Raw genomic sequence first — 16,770 nt, forward strand, 5'->3', positions numbered from 1 at the left:
GAGGAGTGACGCGTGTCAATCCGTTCGGCGAGCTTCGGAGAGCAGCTGCACGATCACTCGCAGCAGCAGCAGCACTGAGAACGCCAGCCCGACGCCGCCCACCGACCGCACCAGCCCGACCAGCTGTCCCGGACCAGGATCGACGGTCATCAAGACCGCCGAGGCCAGCACCAGCGCCGCGCCCACCAGCCCTGTCGTCAACAGGTTCACGATCCCGCGCACGGCCTTCACGTCCTCCGGCTCGGAGAAGAGACTGACCCGCAGCCGGAGGTCCCCCCGCACCAGGGACCGCGCGACGTCGTCCACGTCACGCGGCAGCCGCGCCAGGACGGGGGCGGAACTCAGGACCTCCCGCTGCACGAAGTCCTTCACGGTGCGCGGGGACGTCAGGGATGACCCCCGACCGCCCTCGAGTGTCCGGACGGCATTGATGAGGTCAAACGACGGGCTGATCACCTCGAGGGTCGAGATCGCGATGGCCAGGGCCCGAAACAGCGTGGTGGTCGATCGGGGCAGCGAGATGCCGAAGTCACGGAAGACGAACACGACGTCCGCGAAGATGCCCGGGTCGAGGTTCTTCCCCGGCTGCAGCGACCGCGCCAGCAACCGTCCAAGTTCCCGGTCGAGCGCCTCGGAGTCGACGCGACCCGCCGGAGTCCCGATGCGCAGTGCGGCCTGCCGCAGCAACGTCGGATCCTCCGCCTGCAACCCGCGAAAGATGTCCACCAACGCGGCACGCTCGTAGCGGTCGAGGCGCCCCACGGACCCGAAGTCGATGAGGGCCAACCGACCGTCGCTGCACAGCAGCACGTTCCCGGGGTGGGGGTCGGCGTGGTACTTCTCACCGTTGGCCATCTGGCGGACCATCAGTTTCAGGAACCCGTCGGCGAGGGCGGTGCGCTGGGCGCTGTCGAGGCCGTCCAGAGCCCCGACTCCCCCGATCCCACGACCTTGGACTCGTTCCTGGACCATCACCCGACGAGTGGTGAACTCTGCGATGACGTTGGGGATCATCAGGTCATCGGAGTCCAGGAGCGAGTCTCGAGCAGATGTCGTGTTGGCCGCCTCGAGACGGAAGTCGAGTTCCTCCCGGGTGGCTTCGGCGAAACCGGCCGCGAGTTCCCGCAGACCGATGCTCCGGGCCCAGGCCGCGCGTAGGTGCAGTGTCTCAGCGAGCCGGTCGAGGATGTCGAGGTCGCGTTCGACGGACTCCCGGATACCGGGGCGTTGCACCTTCACCACGACGTGACGCCCGTCGAGCAGGGTGGCGAAGTAGGTCTGGCCGATGGAGGCCGCGGCGACCGGTTCCGGCGCGAACTCAGCGAAGATCGCCGTCGGGTCGCCGATCTCGTCGTGGATGACCTGCAGGGCAGCCCGTGCGTCGGCCGGAACCACCTGGTCGTTGAGCCGCGAGAGCTCTGCGGCGACCGCAGGGGTCACCAGGCGGGGTTGCGCGGCCATCGCCTGACCGAGTTTGACGAAGAGCCCGCCGGCCTCCTCCAGGGTCGCGGCCAAGGAGCGCCCGAGCCGCGACCCGCTCACCTCGGTGTCGTTGCCACCGGGCCGAAGCAGACCCTTGCGCAGCGCGATCCGACTGACCTGAACGTAACGGGCCGCCCGCTGCAGACGCCGCCGCGCTCCGGAGATCGGATGCGGCAGAACGAAGCCCCGGGGAGCACGGGGTCGAAAAAACATCTCGATGACGACGAAGACCGCCATCGACAACACCACGGCCAGAGCGATCCCGACGGGGTACCACCGGGTGGGGAGGGTGAGGAAGTCACCCGTGACCGACTGCAGGATCCCCAGCGACGCGGCCTGACCGAGGAGGGCCGCGACGAAGGTGGCGAACCAGCGACCCCGGGTGATGCCAAGCAGCCGTCGTACCGTCCACGCGGAGAAGAAGATGATGCCCAGGGTGATGAGGGTTAGACGCATGCGCACTCCAAGGTCAGCGGGGACGTTCTTGGCGGCGAATCCAGGGCGACCCTATGACGGGATCCGCGGTGGCCTCCACCGCGGATCCCACAGGCCTTGTCCTGCAGATCTTTTTTTGGGGGTCTCCTCAGGGTGTCGAGGCACCCTCACGGTGGACGCGGGACGACACCGAGACAGAACTGTCGCCGAGGTGCAGGTCGAGGTACACGAGACCGTCCTCCTTCAGCGAGACGGAAGTCGGAACAGGGGTGTGACTGCTGGCCGAGACCGTGTAAGTGCCGCCAGGGACGTCGATGAACTCGTAGCGCCCGTCGGACGCCGCCGCGGTCACGGAGACCAGCCGACCGAGGCCGTCGACCAACTGCACCGTGGCCTCCGGCAATGGGTGCTCCGCTCCACCGGCGGTGACCGTCCCCTTCAGAGTGGCCCCCCGGGTGAGGACGAGCTCCACGAACACCTCCGTGTCACCGTCGGCCACCACCTGACGGGCGATGGGCCGACCGACCGGCCCACGAGCGCTGAGGACGTAGGAACCTCCGGCAAGACCACAGAAGGCGAAGTTCCCGAGGTCGTCCGTCGTGGCGGAAGCCACGACGCGCCCGGTCGTGTCGATGAGGGTGAGGCGGGCCGGCGTCCCCGCACGCTCCTCGCTCGCAGACCGGCCGAGGACCTGACCACTCAATGCCGCACGCCCGGTGAGGGTGACGTCGTGCACGACGTCGTTCCCGTCCACCGCGACGAGGTCCGCTCGCGGACTGAGGGAGGGCGCCGCGACGACCACAAGATAAGAACCTTCGACCGGGACGGTGAGGTGGTACTCACCGGCCGCACCGGTGGCAGCACGGGCGATCTGTCGCCCCGCTGAGTCGGCGATGGTCACGACCGCACCTGCCAGGGGTCGCACTGCGTCGGTGTGCACCGTTCCACGGACCTCCCACGTCGAGGTGGGCAAGCTCGAGGCCGCGGGCACGGGGTGGGTGTCGTGCTGATTCTGCAGTGCTGGTTCCGGCAGTGCCGGTTCCAGCTCCTCCGCACCCGACCGCGGGGCACCGCTCTCCAGCGAGTCGGACGCGATGGCCGCGGCGGGGGCGAGCTGGCTGTCCACGCGTTGGCGACCTGGGATGCAAGCGGCGATCAGCAGAGCGACGAGGGCCGTCCCGGCGGCCACTCCGAGGATGGTCCGGAACCCGTTCTGCGACGGGACGCTCACCCCACCGAGGGTCGTGGCGGAGGCGGCCAGGACGGCACCCGCGACAGCGCTGGACACGGAGGTGCCCACCGAGCGGATGAGGGTGTTGAAGCTGTTCGCCGAGGCGGTCTCGGTGACCGGCACGGCGGACATGATGAGGGCGGGCAGCGCTCCGTAGGCGAAGCCGATGCCCAGGCCGATGACTCCGGAGACGATCGAGAGCTGCCAGACGGCGCCCATCATGACGATCCCGAGGACGTAGCCGATCGAGGTGATGAGCGCTCCGATCATCAGGCTGACCTTGGCGCCGTAGGTCGCGGTGATCTTTGAGGAGATGCCCGCGCCGATCATCATCACGAGGCCGGAGGGGATCATCGCCAGTCCGGCCACCAGCATCGACTTACCCAGTCCGTACCCGGTGGTGGACGGCAGCTGAATCAGCTGGGGGAAGACCAGGGACATCGCGAAGAGGGAGAAGCCGAAGAGCAAGGAGGCGAGGTTGGTCAGCAGGACCTGCGGTTTCGCGGTGGTGCGCAGGTCGACCAGGGGTTGCTTGGTGCGCAGTTCGTAGCGGCCCCAGAGCAGGGCCAGGAGGACACCGCCGCTCAGGAGGGCGAGGGTCCGCCCGCTGGTCCATCCCCAGGCAGAACCCTTCGAGACGCCGAGCAGGAGTCCGACGAGGGCACCGGACAGGCCCAGCGCACCCACGACGTCGAGACGCCCGCCGGGTCTTCGCGGAGTCCCGGGGATGAGGGTGGCCACCAGCAGCAGCACGACAGCACCCAACCCGGCCGCGACCCAGAACAGGACGTGCCAGTTGAAGTTGTCGGCGATCAGCGCCGCGGCCGGCAGACCGAGGGCGCCACCCACGCCGAGGGAGGCGCTCATGAGCGCTGTCGAGGGTCCCACGCGCTCGGCCGGGAGGACGTCGCGCATGAGGCTGATGCCCAATGGGATGACCCCGGCGGCGAATCCTTGCAGAGCCCGTCCGACGACGAGGGGGACGAGGGAGTCGGCGAGAGCGCAGACGACGGAGCCGATCACCATCATCGCCAGACTGACCATGAGCAACGGCCGTTTGCCGATCATGTCGCCGAGGCGACCGGCGATGGGCGTGACGATTGCGCCGGCGAGAAGGGTCGCCGTCACGGCCCACGCGGTGTTCGCCGCTGTGGAGCCGAGCAGGGCGGGAAGCTCGGAGACGATGGGGATGACCAGCGTCTGCATGAGGGAGACGGCGATCCCGGCCAAGGCCAGGACGGCCACGATCCGCCCGACGGGCGCCGCCGACGGGGTTGCTGCTGCGGTGGCTACGTGCTGGCCGGGCGGGTCAGGGGTGGGGCTGGACACGATTTCCTCCATGCGTCGGTGGGTGGTGGTCGGGTTCAGCGCTGCGGGTCGGCTCGAGGTCCCGGCTCGCGCCGACTCACCAGGGCGGCGAGGGCACCGAGGGAGACGACGCCCATCCCAATTGAGGTGGCCAGGCCCTGGGACCCGTCGACGACAAAATACGCGGCGATCGCGACGATCGCGTTGAAGACGAAGAGGAAGAGCAGGACAGGCTTGGAGGAGAGGAACTTCTTCACGGGGGGCTCCTGAGTTCGAGGTTGAGGACGAGGTGCCCGGGGTGGACGCGCGTTCTGCGGAACGTGCCGCCCGAGTGGTCTCAGACTCCCCTGGGCCCCGATGCCGTCGCGTCGTCCCGCCGACCCGTCTGCAGCTACTGCGTTTGACGTACGTCGGGACTTTCGACCGGGTCGTCAGCCAGGCGAGGTCCTATTCCCGCAACGGATACCGCGGTCGCAGTACCCGAGAACACCCCTCGGGGACGACGCCACTGACCTCCGCGGCGACGACGATCAGGTCACGCCGACGACTGACCCGGAGTTCTGGGGCAGTCGCGCCCCGACCGCAGAGAGACGAACCATGACCGCCACCCCGCACCGCACTGCCTCTCCCACGGCGCCGGCCGCCCCCGGACCGCGGGCGGCGATCATCGTCAACCCCACGAAGTTCGACAACCGCCACGCCGGTTTCCGCGCGCGGCGTGCTGCGGTGGACGAACTATTCCTGCAGCGGGGGTGGCAGCGACCGCTGTGGGCGTCCACGGCGGCTGAATTCCCCGGCACGGCCCAGGCTGAGCAGGCGCTACGCGCGGACGTGGACGTGGTCGTCGTCGGGGGCGGGGGACGGCACCGTCCGGGCGGTGGCGACCCGGCTCGCCGGTCATGGGGTCCCTCTCGTCCTGCTCGCCGCCGGCACCGGAAACCTGTGGCCCGCAACCTGGACATCCCGATCGGTGACCTCCACGCCGCGTTCGGGGTGGTCTTCCACGGGATCGATCGGGCCGTCGACGTGGTCCGGGTGAGCGTCGACCGGACCGGCCACGACGTCGAGCCGGAGGAGCACGTCAGCCTGGTGATGGCCGGTGTGGGGTTCGACGCCGCAGTCATGGCCGGAGCCGGCCACAGCCTGAAACGGCACCTTGGTCACCTCGCCTACGTCGTCTCCGGGCTGCGTGCCGTTCGCCGCGCCCCCGGAGAGTTCTCGGTGGCGGTGGACGGCAAAGCGCCCTTGACCCGCCGCAGTCATGGTGCAATGGCGGGCAACTGCGGGACCGTGACGATGGGGCTCACCCTGATGCCCGCGGCCCAGCTCTCGGACGGTCTCCTCGACGGCGTCGTCTTCGCCCCCCAGAACCTCACCCAGTGGGCACGGCTCCTGCTGCAGGTCGCGCTGCGACGACCGTCTCCGCGACTGATGCCGACCACCCGGGGCCGGCAGATCCGCATCAGCTGCCCGAACCCGCAGCCCGTGCAGATCGACGGCGACGTCCTCGGGACGGCGGTCGCTCTGACCCTCACCGTCGACGCCGGCGCGCTGCTGGTGCGCTGCACACCGCGGACGTCCGTCCGCCTCCAGCTGGAGTTGGAGGAGCGGGGCACGGCCCACGGGCTCGCAGCGTGATCTCCGGTTCAGCGTCAGGAGGCGCTTCCGGCAGCCCGACCGGAGGTCCCCGGGTAATCCGGGAAGTCCTGGTCCTCGTGGCGCTCTACTCGGCGTACACCCTCACCCGTCTGCTGGCCTCGGACAACCTCGGCATCGCCACCGAGAACGCGCACCGCGTCCTCGCTCTCGAACGGTTCCTCCGGATCGACGGGGAGTCGTCGATCAACCGCATGGTTGCCGGGACCGGTTGGGCCGCAACGCTGTCCTCGTACTGGTACGCCTCGTTGCACTACGTCGTGACCCTGGGGGTCCTGGTCGTCCTGCACCGCAGGGCACCGGCCCACTACCGCCGGCTGCGGACCATCCTCGTCGTGGCGACCCTGCTGGCGCTGGTCGGCTACATCCTGCTGCCCACTGCCCCTCCTCGCCTCCTGGGCGGGTACCTCGACGTCCTGGCGGCGACGTCGGAGCACGGGTGGTGGGGCGCTGACGCCTCCGCACCACGCGGCCTGGGCGCAGCGACGAACGAACTCGCGGCGATGCCCTCGATGCACGTCGGGTGGTCCGTGTGGGTCGCCATCGCGCTGCGGACGCTCCTCCACCGTCCCCGGCTGCGCACTCTCGTCTGGGCCTACCCGGCCACCACCACGTTCGTCGTCGTCGCGACGGGGAACCACTGGGTCCTCGACGCGGTCGCCGGGGCCGCCCTCGTCGTCCTCGTCTCCGGGGTCCTGGGAGCGCGCGTACGCCGGACGCAGTACGCGAGGTCACCACGGACGGACGACGAACGGACGCCGTCTCCCGAGCACAGTGGGCCGCACACCGCGACGTTCGCGGCGGTGCCCGGCGGAGCACCACGGAACCCGTCGACCAGCACCAGTCCGAGGAACAGGACAGAGGAGGAACCGTGCACATCGGTGTCGACATGACGAAGTGCAAGAGCTACGCGCAGTGCTGCTTCCTGGCCCCCGACACGTTCGAGTTCGACGGCGAGGAGGCCCTCGTCTACGACCCCGCCCCGGACGACACGCACCGGCTGCGGATCCTGCAGGCCGCGGCCGCGTGCCCGGTCCAGGCCATCCGCATCGACCACCGGGACCTGGAGGCGGACGCGAGCCCCGCTCCGGCCACCGGAACTCCCGGCAGCCTCACCGCGACGGACCGGGTCGTGGTCGTCGGCGCGTCCCTGGCCGGACTGCGCACCGCGGAGGCGTTGCGGCGCGAGGGGTTCACCGGCCGTCTCGTCGTCATCGGGGCGGAGAGCCACGAACCCTATGACCGGCCGCCCCTGTCCAAGCAGGTCCTCACCGGCACGACGTCCGCCGGGGACACCACCCTCCCCCGGACCCGGGACGTGGACGCCGAGTGGCGGCTCGGTGTCGCCGCGACCGGCCTCGACCTCGACGCCCACGAGGTGGTGCTCGCCGGCGGTGAACGCGTCGGGTTCGACCGTCTCGTCATCGCCACCGGCAGCAGCGCCCGGCCGTGGCCCGACGCGGAACAGGCTGCGCTGGAGGGGGTGCACACGCTGCGCACCGCCGACGACGCGGCCGGACTGCGCCGGCACCTGCAGGACCGGCCGAGGAGGGTCCTGGTCGTCGGTGGTGGTTTCACCGGATCGGAGGTCGCCTCCGTCTGCCGGACGCTGGACCTGCCGGTGACGCTGATCGACCGCGGACCCGCACCCCTCACCGGGGGTCTCGGCGAGGCGGTCGGCGCCGTCGCCGCGGAGATCCAGCGCGAGCACGGCGTCGACCTGCGCTCCCGCACCAGCGTCACCGCGCTCGAGGGCGACGCCGACGGGCGACTCCGACGCGCACGCCTCTCCGACGGCAGCACGCTCGAGGTCGACGTCGCCGTGATCGCCCTGGGGGCCGTGCGCAACGTCGGGTGGTTGGTCGAGGCGGGACTCGACGCGGACGAACGTGGGGTGACGGTCGACGCGCAGTGCCGGGCCCTCGACCGCGACGGGCAAGTCGTCCCCCACGTGTTCGTCGCCGGCGACGTCGCCCGTTTCCCGCACCCGATCCTCGACGGAGGCCTGCTCTCGGTCGAGCACTGGGGCAACGCCGTCGCCCAGGCGGAGGTCGTCGCCCACAACCTGGTGACGGGCGGCACCGCCGAGCACGACGCGGTTCCGGTCTTCTGGTCCATCCAGTTCGGCCACGTCCTCAAGGCCGTTGGCGTCCCGTCCTGCGCGGACGAGAGCGTGGTGGCCCAGGGTTCCCTGGAGTCCCGGTCCTTCGTCGTCGTCTACGGCGCCCGCGGCCGGACGGTGGGGGCCGTCGCCCTCGATCAGTCCAAGTGGCTGGACCACTACGCGCGCCAGATCGCGGCCGGCGCACCGTTCCCACCGCGGGACCGCACCGTCCACGGCCCCCCGAACCTGACCACCGTTTCTGCCGGCGCCCGTCCCACGGCATCGGTCCAGTAAACCCAGCCCGAGCCTTCGAGAGGACATCCGAAACCATGACCAGAACCACCGCGACCACAACCGGCGTGACCACAACGGGCGTGACCACGACAACCGAGAACCCCGATGAGTTGTGGGCCGATCTGCTGGAACACGGTAACCGCGTCGACCCTTACCCGCTCTATGCCCGGCTGCGGGCGGAACCCGTGCGGCGCCTCGCCGACGGCGCGTTCGTCGTCAGCGGTTATGAGGAGATCCTCCAGCTCACCGGCGACCCACGGATCAGTTCCGAACCCGGCAAGGCGCAGCCGTCGGACGATCGTGCGGGCCACGACGAGGACGGCGCCGCGGATCCCGGGCTCACCTCCGCGTTCGTGATGCTCGACCCGCCGAAGCACGACCGGCTGCGCCGGCAGACGATGCGCCACTTCGGTCCCCCGCACGCCGCCGGGTACGTCGACGGCCTCCGCGCCGAGATCCACCGCGTCGCGAACGACCTCATCGACGGGTTCGGCGACCGCCGGGAGATCGACCTCGTCGCCGACTTCGCCTACCCGCTCCCGGTCTGGATGATCTGCGACGTCCTCGGCGTCCCGGCCGAGGACGAACCCCTGTTCCACGCCTGGAGCGAGGCGATCATCGCTCCGGCCGAGGCCACCACGCCGGAGGAGAACGAGGAGAAGCAGCGGGAAGCCGCCGCCGCGACCGGGCAGATGGCCCGCTACCTCGGGGCCCTCGCGGAGTCCCGGCGCGGCGACGGACAGGGAGACCTGCTGTCCGGCCTCGTCAACGACCACGGTCCCGACGGGGCGATGTCCTCCGTCGAGGTGCTCAACACCTCGATCATGCTGCTGATCGGAGGTCACGAGACCACCGTCAACATGATCGCCAACGGAGTCCTGACCCTGCTCCGCCACCCGGACGTGCTCGCCCGTGTGCGGCAGGACCCGGACGTCATGCCGCGGGTCTTCGAGGAGCTCCTGCGCCTCGAACCTCCCGCGCAGGTCACCCCGAAGTACGTGGCCCTCGCTGACGTCCAGGTCGACGATGTCACGATCCCGGCCGGCGCTCCGGTGTGGATGGTCTGGGCCGCGGCGAACCGCGATCCGCGCCACTTCAGCGACCCCGACCGCCTCGACCCCGACCGCGAGGCGATCGACCACCTCGGTTTCGGGGCCGGACTCCACAGCTGCTTCGGTGCGCCGCTGGCCCGGCTCGAGACGCAGATCGCCCTGAACGAGTTGTTCCGGCGCCTGGTGAACCCGCGCCTGGTCACCGACCCGCCCCCGTACCGGCGCAACCCCTTCCTCCGGGGGCCCGCGAGCCTGCGGCTCACCTTCGACGGAGTCCTCCCCGCCGGCTGATCCCGCCGGCTGATCCCGCCGGCTGATCCCGCCGGCTGATCCCGCCGGCTGATCCCGCCGACTGATCCCGCCGACTGATCCCGCCGACTGATCCCGCCGACTGATCCCGCCGGCTGATCCCGCCGGGTGACCGCGTCGACTGATCCCGCCGACTGATCCCGCCGGCTGATCCCGCCGGGTGACCGCGTCGGATCCGACGGGTGACGACAACTCCTCCTGTACTGCGTTCGCAGTACACGAGGGGTGTCCCGGGGGAGGACGCCACCGGAGGAGTCCTGGGCGACGATGGCCGGTGTCAGGCAGCGACCGGAACGACGAGGGGACGTGGATCCAGACCGATGACGATGCGAGCACTGGTCGTGCAGTCTGAGCACCGTGGTTGAGCCGTCGAAGGATCCGGCCGCCCTCGAGGCCGTGGGCGACCGTCCCCGATGGCCTCCACCCGTCTATCTGCTCACGGGCGGGGCGCACGTCGCGACCTTCGCCGCCTTGACGGTCGCGGTCGTCACCAGCACGGGCAACCACCACGCTGCGCTGCTGTGCGCCGTGCTGTCCGGCGCGGGCACGCTCCTGACCACGCGCCGTCCCTGCCCCGGTTTCGTCCTGACGGCAGCGGTCCCTCTGTTCGCGGTCGTCGCGCACCTCGATCCGCTCATCTTCTGGACCGTCACCGTCTTTACGACCTTCGCCGTCACGGTTCGCGGGCTGCCGGCACCGGTCACCGCTCCCGTCGCGTGCCTCACGAGCCTCGCCGCCGAGGCCCTCGCCACCGGGACCGTCAGCGTCCACGCCAACCCCGTGGCCTCCATCGCCGGCTTCTGCGCCCTCATGTCGGCCCTGGCCGGGAGTTCGGTGCGCGCTCAGCACCGGTACTGGCTGGCCGTGCGTCAGCGGACCCTGGACGCCGTCGCCACCCGGGAGTCGCTCGTGCGGCGTAGCGTCGCCGAGGAGCGCGTCCGCATCGCCCGCGACCTGCACGACAGCGTGGGCCACCACATCGCGGTGCTCAGCATGCATCTGGGCGCCGCCGAGGTCAGCCTGCCCACCGGTTCGGACGTGCCCCTCGGGCACCTGAGGAACGCCCGCGGCAGCGTCCAGGACGTGCTCGCCGAGGTGCAGCAGATCCTCGCCGTGCTCCGACTGGAGACCGGGGCCGACGACCTCGTACCCACCCCGGAACTCAGCCACGTCTCGGAACTGGTCGCGTCCTTTCGCAACGCCGGTCTCGACCTCGAGGAACATCTGACGGGATGCGACCTGCTCCTCCCCCACGACGTTTCCGCTGCCGCCTACCGCATCGCCCAGGAGGCCCTGACGAACGCCCAGAAGCACGGGACGCACGGCGTGCGGTTCACCGTCCACGCCGATGAGGAGACAGTGAGGATCGAAGTGGTAAACACCATGAAGAAGACACCCGGCGCACAGGCCGGCACACGTTCCCGCACGACGCCCAGCACGTCGGCGGGTCGTGGGGGCAGAGGCCTGGTCGGGGTGGGCGAACGTGCCGAATCGGTGGGCGGCCGCATCGAGTTCCACGAGCAGGGCGGCCTGTTCTCCTTCCGCGCTGAACTGCCCGTGCACGGCGGACGAGCGTGATCCGCGTGGCGCTGGTCGACGACCAGGAGATGATCCGCACGGGGTTGCGCACCATCATCAACGCCCATCCCCGCCTCACCGTCGTCGCCGAGGCCGCCGACGGTCTCGCCGCCCTCGACCTGCTCGACTCCGTTCAGGTCGACGTCGTGGTCATGGACATCCGGATGCCCGGGATCGACGGCGTCGAGGCCACCCGCAGGATCCGGGCCCGCCCGTCGTCAGAACAGGTCCGCATCCTCGTCCTCACCACCTTCGACCAGGACGAGAACGTGCTGCGCGCCCTGCAGGCCGGTGCGGACGGCTTCTTCGGCAAGGGCGCCGGACCCACGGAGATCACCGACGGAATCCTCGGCCTGCACGACGGCGACAAGGCGTTGTCGCGACCGGCCGTCACCGCCCTGGTCGAACACGTCGCCGACCGCACCCCCGTTCCCGGCGACCCGGAGATCTCCGCCCGCTTCGAACAACTCACCGCCCGCGAACTCGAGGTGGTCAAAGCCATCGTCACCGGACTCGACAACGCCGAGATCGCGGCCAGCTTCTTCGTCTCCCCGTTCACCGTGAAGACCCACGCGAACCGCGCCATGAGCAAGGTCGGTGCCCGCGACCGCGCACAGCTCGTCTCCCTCGCCGTCCGAGCCGGCATGCGTCCCTGACGCCCCCGCCTACTGCGGACGCAGTACACGTCGCTGGTCTCGGCGCACGACGACGACGGGGGCGAGTTCCGCGAGAGTTGATTCGCCACAACGCATCCCGAGGAGAATCATGAGATCCGTCCACGTCACCGCCCCCGCCACGAACTCCTGGGTCGAGGTTGCCCGCCCGACGACCGGCCCCACAGACGTCTTACTGAAGGTCCGCGCCTGCGGCATCTGCGGATCGGACGCCCTGTACTCCACCCACGGCGGCATCCCGCCCCGCCAGGGCGCCACCCCGCTGGGACACGAACCCGCGGCCGAGGTCGTCGAGGTCGGCGCCCAGGTCGTGGGGATCACCGTCGGAGACCACGTCGTCGTCGACACCATGGCCTTCGCCGACGGGTTGCTCGGCAGCGGGGGCGCCCAGGGCGCGCTCTCCGAATTCGTCCTCGTCACCGACGCCGCACCTGGACGCCAACTGAAGGTCATCCCGGACCACGTGCCGTGGGAGGTCGCCGCGCTCAACGAGCCGATGGCCGTCGCCCTGCACGCCGTCAACCGCACCGACCCGAAGCCCGGCGACAAGGTCGTCGTGTTCGGCGCCGGACCCATTGGGCTCGGCGCGGTCCTGGCCTACCGGCGCAAGGGCGTTGGGCACGTCGTCGTGATCGACATCCTGCCCTCCCGCCTCGAGAAGGCCCTGCAGGTGGGAGCCGACGCGGTGATCAACTCCGCCGAGGAGGACGTCGCGGCCCGCCTCGTGGAATTGCACGGGGACGGTTCCTCGGCCCACGTCCGCGGGGTCCGCCCCGGGACCGACGTCTACCTCGACGCGGCCGGCGCACCGGCGGTCCCTCGCACCGTGACGTCGATCGCCAAGCACGGCGCGACCTTCGGCGTCGTCGCCGTGCACAAGAAACCCGTCGAGATCGACTTCGGAGCCGTCCTGACGACGGAACTGAACCTGGTCTGGGCGATGGGTTACCCGACTGAGATCTTCGAGGTGACCGACGACATCGTCGAAAACTGGGAGAAGTACGCCCTCATCATCAGTGATGTCCTGCCCTTCGTTCGGGCTCTGGACGCGCTGTCGCTGGCGGCCACCCCGGGAGCTGCGGACAAGGTTGTAGTGCTCTTCGATTAATACACCTGCCCCACCCAGGACAGCAGCAACCAGGTCTCTAACGCCGCATGTGCGAGCTCGGATCAGCGCTGGCGGTGCCCCAAGCAGCTGAGAGACCGATTTCAAAGGGTTCGGGTGAGTCGGCGCAGCATCATCCGCGAATAGGCGATCTGCACCATCGCCACCGCCGAAGAGATCGTGCGCTCGTAGTCACGGGCGAGGCGACGGGCTCGGCTGATCCAAGCGAAGAAGCGTTCCACGACCCAGCGACGAGGCAGCACCGTGAACCCGGTGCTGCCTGGCTGACGGCAGATCACCACGACCTGCAACCCCAACCTCTCGGCGTGCTCGACGAAAGCCCTCTTGAAACCCTGGTCGCACCAGATCGCCCGTACGCTGGGGAACTGCTCCGCGATGAGATCGAGCAACGCGATGCCGCCAGCGTTGTCACTGACGTCGGCGCCGGTGACCACCACATCGACGAGGTTACCTTCCTCCCCCGCAAGCGGGAGGTGCCCCCAGTCGCGACGGCGGCGAACCGTTTGCGACCGCTGGTCTTCTTGCCCGCGTCGAAGCCGCGGTGGTGCCCGCCTTCGGCGGTTTTGACCGACTGGGAGTCGATGATCAGCGCACTTGGAGCTGTGCTGCGCGTTTTCTCAAGCGGTCACGGGTCCTGGTCTCATCGGCGAGGCGTTGGAAGAAGCCGTCGAGGGTGAGCTTCCGCTTCCAGCCCAGGCAGGTCTACCAAGGCGGGAAGTCGTGGGGCAGGGCACGCCACTTCGTGCCGTTGTCGACTCGTGCCGTTGTCGACGACGTAGAAGATCGCGTTCAGCACTTCCCGCAGGTTTGCCCGAGGTCGTCCCGGTTTCTCCGTCGGCGGCGGCAGGAGAAGCTCCACGATGGCCCACTCGTCGTCGGTGAGGTCGGTGAGGTCGGTGGCGCGGTCACCGGGTCAGGATGCCGCACCATCCTTTGAATCACTCTCTGAGATGCAGGGTGTACGCCGTCCTCGGCGGTTACGGTTTTGGATGTCGAGTTCACGGTCACGACCAGGGTACGCTGTGCGTTGGACTCTCCTCAGGTAATCGTCTTGGTGCGGGTACCCCAACGAGCGTTGAACCGGTGCGGGGTGTGCTAGCGGAGGTACCGTCGTTTCGACAACGGTTGCGGAGTATGTCGATGACGGGTGTTCGTACTGGACACTACCCTCGATCTTTCATCGCGCCGGGATGGCAGTATGTCAGGCGCTGGAACGGCGGGTCGGGTAGGCCCGTCGGTGCCGGGTCCCAGCATCGCCGTGCCATGGCATCAGGAACCGACTGGCGACCGAGACGATGTCCCGGCATGGGCTGCTCAGGTAGTCTGCTGGAGTCGTCGAATAGGAAGATTCGGGTGCTGACCTGGTTGACGCTTGGGCTCCTTCGCCCCGAAACCACTGGTCGGGCTAGCGATGCGGGTACTCGGTAATTCTACCCGTCGCTACGGGGTCGTTAAGGCCATAAAAGCTTGAAGCATATGCAGAGGAACTTGGCTCATTTTCTCATCTTTTTCGCCGTATACATGGCAGCATCTGCGCGCTGCAGCAATTCGTCTGCCGTAACCGAACCATCGGCGGCTACGGCCGATCCGATGCTTCCCGAGATGCGCACGACGACATCGCCCAGGTGGAAAGGTTGCCGCAGCGCGGAATCTACGCGAGCCGCAACGTCATCTGGCAACTGCGGATCATCGACACGCTCCAAGACCAGGATGAACTCATCTCCCCCAATGCGAGCTACGGAATCGTCTGCTCGCAGCAGCCCAGCGAGACGTTGTGCGGTCAACTGCAGGAGGTGGTCTCCGGCGGCGTGACCGTGGCGGTCGTTCACCGGCTTGAAGTAGTCCAGGTCGACGTAGATCACCGCAGTGAGGGCACGGGGGCCACTCGACCTCAGAGACCTCTCCAGCTTCTGGTACAACCCGTACCGATTGAGTGTTTGCGTCAACGGGTCATGGTTTGCGGTATGCACCAGCTCCTCGTGTTGACTGCGCCGCTCAACCTCCAAGGCGGCCCGCTCCACGGCGAGAGCCGCCATCTCGCTCTCCTGTCGCGCCGTCAACCACGTGATGTTGAAGATCAGCACGAGGGTTCCGATCAGGACGGTGCCCGTGGTGAGGTGACTCAGTGTTAACGGCAGGGGGTCCGCTGCCAACCAAGGACGATCAGCCCCTGGACAGTCGCCGTCGCCACGGTGATGATCACCATGCTGGGTCGCCACGCACGGGACCCGCTCCATTGCAGATGGGCACAGGCCGTCACGGCGGCGAAGATGGGAACCAGGAAACTCATCCCCGTCGGTGCCACAGCCAGCGTGCAAGCGCTACAGCCGAGGAAGACCCGCAACCACACCCGATTATCCAATCGTCCGCCGCCGAGCAAGCGCTGCACCGGCTCAGATCGGAGCAGGAAAGCCAGCGGCCACCCCACCGCCTGCGTCCACAGAGGCGAGATGATGGCTCCGGTCGGCAGCAGGAGGTGCCAGATCACGACGGCAGCGATCGCGTTCGTCACAGCTCCCCCCACAGGAAGCAGCCACGGTCTCGCGACCTGCAGTAGCGGTGGAGGCGTACCGCCGTTCTCCTTCTGCAACCACATCAGCCTTCCTCTAGTCGCTGGTGATCTTGATCGTCCGAACCGGCTAGTACCCGGCGAGGATGATCGGCCGCCCCGCCGCGGGGCGCACCAGACAGAACATCGGCAACCACGATCGTCAGCTGCATCCCCCAGTCGAGTGGTGGAAATCAGCGCCCACCTGCTCATCGCCTGCGATGAGCCCCACCTGGTGCACATGGAGTCGCGAAGAGTCGCTGTCCGGAAGGCACGTGCAGGCTTACAGCGAGGCGGTGATGACTCCCGCATCCCGCTCCTCCCCGCCTTGGGTGATTGAAGCAGCCAATCGAGAGATATCGGTAAAGTAGTGCGGTGAGAAGCTCTGGCTAAGCGTCACCACCGCTGCGCACTGGGAGGTATCAGTGGAAGACTTATGCTCAAGCTGTGACAACTCCGAGCAGCTGACGGTCGCCGTCATGGGCATGGGTGGACCAGAGACCGGTCGTGGCACTACGACATCCCGCTTCTTACTAGGGCCCGCTGCCGTGGGCAGTCGACCAGTTCAGCTGCCGGCCAGGCCCGAGTGCTGATGCACCATCAGCATCCAGCACCCATGCCGGATGCGTCCTGCAGTGATCATGCTGAGTGCTCGGGATGGCTGACACCACGCGAGAGGAGCTTGACCCGATCTCCTGGAAGGCAAGACCCGATAAACCAATCATGACTAGACGACGACCACCTCGCTGTCTGCGACGACGCGCCGGAGACGGGGACGGGCTTCAGGTAGCCCCGCACCGCTGGCATCTCCTGGGCAGCCCACGGATTGACTACGCAAGGATGCACTAGCCTCAATCTTTCACGAGGTCGGGGCTGGGCGGTGGCCACGCTGATTCTTGTGTGAGTTGAGGGATGTTCTGCTCGGGGCAGGACTGATCGCCGCGCCTGTACGCGGTTTCCAAGATCCTGGTCG

The 16,770-nt window shown here is 68.7% G+C and carries 12 protein-coding genes and 2 pseudogenes; 7 read left to right on the plus strand and 7 right to left on the minus strand.

All coding sequences use genetic code 11. The features are described from left to right. Positions 1 to 15: 15 nt before the first annotated feature. The 3 genes from OG218_RS01490 to OG218_RS01500 form a co-directional block, all read right to left on the minus strand. The gene (locus OG218_RS01490) at positions 16 to 1,938 is read right to left on the minus strand and encodes an ABC1 kinase family protein (RefSeq protein ID WP_328291434.1); all 1,923 of its coding nucleotides are present in this window, start codon (positions 1,936 to 1,938) and stop codon (positions 16 to 18) included. Positions 1,939 to 2,065: 127 nt separating this feature from the next. Next, on the minus strand, positions 2,066 to 4,477 hold the full coding sequence (locus OG218_RS01495) for an MFS transporter (RefSeq protein WP_328291435.1): 2,412 nt from the start codon (positions 4,475 to 4,477) through the stop codon (positions 2,066 to 2,068). 35 nt (positions 4,478 to 4,512) lie between these two features. Further along, the gene (locus OG218_RS01500) at positions 4,513 to 4,713 is read right to left on the minus strand and encodes a hypothetical protein (protein WP_328291436.1); all 201 of its coding nucleotides are present in this window, start codon (positions 4,711 to 4,713) and stop codon (positions 4,513 to 4,515) included. A gap of 340 nt (positions 4,714 to 5,053) precedes the next feature. On the opposite strand from OG218_RS01500, the gene OG218_RS01505 reads away from it, so the two are divergent. The 7 genes from OG218_RS01505 to OG218_RS01535 all read left to right on the plus strand — a co-directional run bounded on the left by OG218_RS01505 (position 5,054) and on the right by OG218_RS01535 (position 13,231). Next, positions 5,054 to 6,094: a diacylglycerol/lipid kinase family protein gene (locus OG218_RS01505; RefSeq protein WP_328291437.1), complete on the plus strand. Its 1,041-nt coding sequence runs from the start codon at positions 5,054 to 5,056 to the stop codon at positions 6,092 to 6,094. A gap of 77 nt (positions 6,095 to 6,171) precedes the next feature. After that, complete coding sequence (locus tag OG218_RS01510; RefSeq protein ID WP_328291438.1) at positions 6,172 to 7,005, plus strand: phosphatase PAP2 family protein; 834 nt, start codon at positions 6,172 to 6,174, stop codon at positions 7,003 to 7,005. Continuing rightward, the gene (locus OG218_RS01515) at positions 6,984 to 8,510 is read left to right on the plus strand and encodes an FAD-dependent oxidoreductase (protein ID WP_328291439.1); all 1,527 of its coding nucleotides are present in this window, start codon (positions 6,984 to 6,986) and stop codon (positions 8,508 to 8,510) included. The genes OG218_RS01510 and OG218_RS01515 overlap by 22 nt, the downstream gene beginning before the upstream one ends. An 80-nt stretch (positions 8,511 to 8,590) precedes the next feature. After that, positions 8,591 to 9,853: a cytochrome P450 gene (locus OG218_RS01520; RefSeq protein ID WP_328291440.1), complete on the plus strand. Its 1,263-nt coding sequence runs from the start codon at positions 8,591 to 8,593 to the stop codon at positions 9,851 to 9,853. Positions 9,854 to 10,228: 375 nt separating this feature from the next. Continuing rightward, positions 10,229 to 11,449, plus strand: coding sequence for a sensor histidine kinase (locus OG218_RS01525; RefSeq protein WP_328291441.1), 1,221 nt, complete (start codon positions 10,229 to 10,231; stop codon positions 11,447 to 11,449). Continuing rightward, positions 11,446 to 12,105: a response regulator gene (locus tag OG218_RS01530; RefSeq protein ID WP_442906347.1), complete on the plus strand. Its 660-nt coding sequence runs from the start codon at positions 11,446 to 11,448 to the stop codon at positions 12,103 to 12,105. The genes OG218_RS01525 and OG218_RS01530 overlap by 4 nt, the downstream gene beginning before the upstream one ends. A gap of 109 nt (positions 12,106 to 12,214) precedes the next feature. Next, on the plus strand, positions 12,215 to 13,231 hold the full coding sequence (locus OG218_RS01535) for a zinc-dependent alcohol dehydrogenase (protein ID WP_328291443.1): 1,017 nt from the start codon (positions 12,215 to 12,217) through the stop codon (positions 13,229 to 13,231). Between the two features lie 101 nt (positions 13,232 to 13,332). Here OG218_RS01535 and OG218_RS01540 read toward each other — a convergent pair. The 4 genes and pseudogenes from OG218_RS01540 to OG218_RS01550 form a co-directional block, all read right to left on the minus strand. Then, positions 13,333 to 13,713 (minus strand): annotated as a pseudogene (locus OG218_RS01540) (transposase); the annotation flags it as partial. 176 nt (positions 13,714 to 13,889) lie between these two features. Beyond that, positions 13,890 to 14,120, minus strand: a pseudogene (locus OG218_RS26505) (transposase); the annotation flags it as partial. A gap of 622 nt (positions 14,121 to 14,742) precedes the next feature. Then, positions 14,743 to 15,402: a GGDEF domain-containing protein gene (locus tag OG218_RS01545; RefSeq protein ID WP_328291444.1), complete on the minus strand. Its 660-nt coding sequence runs from the start codon at positions 15,400 to 15,402 to the stop codon at positions 14,743 to 14,745. Next, the gene (locus tag OG218_RS01550; protein WP_328291445.1) at positions 15,378 to 15,761 is read right to left on the minus strand and encodes a hypothetical protein; all 384 of its coding nucleotides are present in this window, start codon (positions 15,759 to 15,761) and stop codon (positions 15,378 to 15,380) included. The genes OG218_RS01545 and OG218_RS01550 overlap by 25 nt, the downstream gene beginning before the upstream one ends. Positions 15,762 to 16,770: the final 1,009 nt, after the last annotated feature.

Source organism: Kineococcus sp. NBC_00420, assembly GCF_036021035.1.
Classification (GTDB): domain Bacteria; phylum Actinomycetota; class Actinomycetes; order Actinomycetales; family Kineococcaceae; genus Kineococcus.

Bases quoted from the DNA above. Each gene is read 5' to 3' on its own strand.
- OG218_RS01505 (WP_328291437.1), top strand. From the start codon at position 5,054: ATGACCGCCACCCCGCACCGCACTGCCTCTCCCACGGCGCCGGCCGCC.
- OG218_RS01490 (WP_328291434.1), bottom strand. From the start codon at position 1,938: ATGCGTCTAACCCTCATCACCCTGGGCATCATCTTCTTCTCCGCGTGG.
- OG218_RS01535 (WP_328291443.1), top strand. From the start codon at position 12,215: ATGAGATCCGTCCACGTCACCGCCCCCGCCACGAACTCCTGGGTCGAG.